This window comes from Microcystis sp. LE19-195.1E (genome assembly GCF_027532095.1).
Lineage (GTDB): Bacteria > Cyanobacteriota > Cyanobacteriia > Cyanobacteriales > Microcystaceae > Microcystis > Microcystis aeruginosa.
Map to the genome: position 1 here is coordinate 1 of NZ_JAPZSZ010000007.1, position 3,457 is coordinate 3,457.

At 43.8% G+C, this 3,457-nt stretch carries 4 protein-coding genes; 3 read left to right on the forward strand and 1 reads right to left on the reverse strand.

The window, feature by feature from the left end; all coding sequences use genetic code 11:
* Positions 1–324: 324 nt before the first annotated feature.
* On the reverse strand, positions 325–1,104 hold the full coding sequence (locus O9300_RS00310; RefSeq protein ID WP_002759460.1) for a slipin family protein: 780 nt from the start codon (positions 1,102–1,104) through the stop codon (positions 325–327).
* 232 nt (positions 1,105–1,336) lie between these two features.
* On the opposite strand from O9300_RS00310, the gene O9300_RS00315 reads away from it, so the two are divergent.
* The 3 genes from O9300_RS00315 to O9300_RS00325 all read left to right on the forward strand — a co-directional run bounded on the left by O9300_RS00315 (position 1,337) and on the right by O9300_RS00325 (position 3,125).
* Positions 1,337–1,822: an allophycocyanin subunit alpha-B gene (locus tag O9300_RS00315; protein WP_004162595.1), complete on the forward strand. Its 486-nt coding sequence runs from the start codon at positions 1,337–1,339 to the stop codon at positions 1,820–1,822.
* A gap of 172 nt (positions 1,823–1,994) precedes the next feature.
* A complete protein-coding gene (locus O9300_RS00320) occupies positions 1,995–2,507 on the forward strand; it encodes a hypothetical protein (protein WP_004162596.1) in 513 nt (170 codons plus the stop codon).
* 108 nt (positions 2,508–2,615) lie between these two features.
* On the forward strand, positions 2,616–3,125 hold the full coding sequence (locus tag O9300_RS00325) for a tetratricopeptide repeat protein (RefSeq protein WP_061430758.1): 510 nt from the start codon (positions 2,616–2,618) through the stop codon (positions 3,123–3,125).
* Positions 3,126–3,457 lie beyond the last annotated feature (332 nt).

Sequence of the window (3,457 nt, forward strand, 5' to 3'; positions counted from 1 at the left end):
CAATCTACCAAGTTGGGATTTTTAAAGGGAAACTTTCGGATAAAATCAGGCCTTACTTGCGATTTGATCACTCAATCCCAGCTTTTGGGGGGGGGTTGAGCCCCCACCCCCACCCCAGTGGGGGGGGGGGCGCCCCGCCCCCCCCCCCCCCCCCCCGCGGGGGGGGGGGGGCCGCCCCCCCCCCCCCCCCAAAAGCTTGGATTGAGCAATAAAATCGGAAGTAACGCCCGATTTTAGCAGAGAGTTTCCCATTAAAAATGCCAACTTGGTAGATTTACAAAAATGAGATACACCCGTTAGGTTTGTCTAACACACCAGAGAAAATTAACCCTTTTGGCTATTGACAATATTTTGTGATGGTTTTTCGGCTAATTTTTGAGCAAGATTTAAGATATCGGAGGGGATCATAATGATGGTACTGGTGTTATTTTCCGCTCCAATTTCCGTTAACATTTGTAGGCGGCGTAATTCCAAAGCGGCGGGATTTTCCATGATTAATCGGGAAGCTTCCGCTAATTTTAAGGAGGCTTCCTGTTCTGCGGCAGCTTTAATCAAACGGGCGCGTTTTTCTCGCAATGCTTCCGCTTCCTTGGCCATAGCTCGCTGCATAGCGGTGGGAATTTCCACATCTTTCATCTCCACCCGTTCGATATCAATGCCCCAAGGTTCGCTAATTTCATCGACAATTTGTTGGACTGCTTGATTAATTTTGTCTCGTTTTTGCAAGACATCATCGAGACGATTTTGACCAACTACATTTCTTAAAGTGGTCATGGCCGCTTGGTAAACGGCCGCAGAATAGGATTCGACTTTATTAATCGCTTTGCTAGGATCGATAATGCGATAGTAGAGAACCGCATTAACCTTAATTGTGACATTATCGGCGGTGACAGTTTCTTGCGGGGCGATATCGACGGTTTTGGTGCGAATGTCCAGCTGCATTTTTTGGTCAACTAGGGGAATGATCCAGTACAGTCCGGGGCCTTTGGTGTCTTGATAACGCCCTAGGCGAAAGATAACACCACGCTGGTATTCTCGATCGATTTTAAAGCCATTTAACCCCAGAATGCCCGCTATCAATAGGAAGGATGCTAAAAATTCCATATTAATTACCACTTATCGGGTTCAAGTTAATCGGTGTGCGGTGACATCTCAATTGCCATCTCCTCGCTCCTGACCACTAATACATTCATTCTAGAGAGTAACCGGGCTGTCCGGGAAACTCATAACGAAATATTACAATTTTTAGGAATTGCCCAACCAGCAGCGATGACTCGACTTCCAGACCCCGACCTGAGATAAACTACAGAATGTTATCAGAATTTACCTTGATATTATGAGCGTAGTTAGCCAAGTCATCCTCAAAGCCGACGACGAACTTCGTTATCCTAGTAGTGGTGAACTACAGGGTATCGGGCAATTTTTAAAAACCGGTGAGCAGAGAATTCGCATTGCCGAAACTCTCGCTGACAATGAGAAAAAAATCGTCGATCAGGCTCAAAAACAACTGTTCAAGAAACGTCCCGATTATAGAGCGCCGGGGGGCAATGCCTACGGTCAGCGTCAATATAATCAATGCTTGCGCGATTATGGTTGGTATCTCCGTCTAGTTACCTATGGGGTATTAGCCGGAGATAAGGGACCGATCGAACAAACCGGTCTGATCGGGGTCAAAGAGATGTATAACTCTCTTAATGTTCCCATCCCCGGCATGGTGGAGGCGATTCGTTGTCTCAAAGAGGCCGCTTTAGGTCTTTTGACTCAAGAGGATGCCGTGGCAGCAGCCCCCTACTTCGACTTTATCATCCAGTATATGTCCTAAGCGATCGGGACAATCCCAAGGGCCTGAAGTCTGAAAAGGGGCAATTTTCGTCTCTTTCAGGGTTCAGGCTTGACTTTTTTCAGTGATAACTGATAACTGATAACTGATAACTGATAACTAATAACTCAAAACTGATAACTGATAACTCAAAACTGATAACTGATAACTGATTATGTTTTGGCGCATTATACTACTTACTTTTCTGATTCCATCGGTCTATGGGGTGTTTGGCTGGTCGATCGCCCATGAGCGTTTATCATGGAGTGATTGGTTACTTGCCCGCGGTGATGAGATGAATTGGACTCTCACTAGCGAATGGCTAGAAATCATCATCTATATCCTAGCGGTAGGGGTTATCCTCTCAATTGCCCTAGGATTAACTCTGTTTAGTCACTTAATGCCGGTATTTTTCCGCAGTTGGTTTAAAAACGATATTAGTGCTGTATTATCAATTCTCGGCTGGTCTTTGGCGGTAGTTTTTATCTTCCACAAGTGGGCGGTATTTAGTCGAGTTTTAATCCTCTTAGCCGCCACTATCCTTGGTCGTCTAGAACTTCAGGAAGCAGGTTACAATAGGTGGCAAGTTTTCCTGATGCTCACCATCCTCTGCTTAGGTAGTTTTGGCTTGGGAATTTGGGCTTATAATCTTTGGGGTCACGAATTTCATCGAGTTACTACTGATTAATCTTATCTGGTGCGTGGGGTGCGGATTACTAATTTTGGTTTTTCATTCCAAGGTTATCGCCGCAAACACGCACCCTACAAAATTGCTTATCTCTAATCTTTAAAAAGTATGCCCAAAAAAAATAACGATACGCTCAAACGAGTCTTAATTGTTTCCTCTGGTTTAGTATTTCTGGCTTTAATGGTGGTGCCAACTTTAGGTTTATTGAAAAATAATAATTCTAATTCACCCCAAGGCAATCAACCCGGGCAAGAGGCAACTATTCCTCCCGAAAAATTAGAAGAAATGGTCAAAGGTTACGAGAAAATTCTCGAACGTGAACCAGATAACCCCACTGCTTTGCAAGGACTGGCCCAAGCTCGCTTACAGTTAAAAGATTTTATCGGAGCCAGAGAACCTTTAGAAAAGTTATATCAAAAATATCCCGACAATCTGGAAGTTATGCTAGTTCTTTATGGAACAAGATTACAAACTCAAGACGTTTCTGGAGCTAAAAGTATCCTAGAAAAATTAGTCAAAAACTATCCCCAAGAACCGAAGTTTAAAGAAGAATTAACTCGCTTAAATCAAGCGATTGCGGCAGCTTCTAAACAGCCACCTCCAGGGACTAAAAAGTAATGAAAAAAGAATTAATTATTGAAGCTGGGCGAAGTGAAAGACAATATCGAGAATTTTTTATTTCTTGACTTGTTGCGATTATCGACATTGCTTGGGCATTACTGCGGCCCTTCTTCGGTAAATTAGCCCCTTTACCTAGGGTTTGCTGAATAACTGGACTTCCCCCATACAGAAATACTAAAAAATTAACAAAACCCTTACTGCAGGTCGCTTCTCAGAAAAAATTGAAAAGACGCTACTGGGTACATTTTCCCTTTGAAAATGGCTGTACCGTTGACTGTATCTAGAGTAGAGCGATTCCGTAGAGTTGGCTGTATAGTGATCGCTAACCT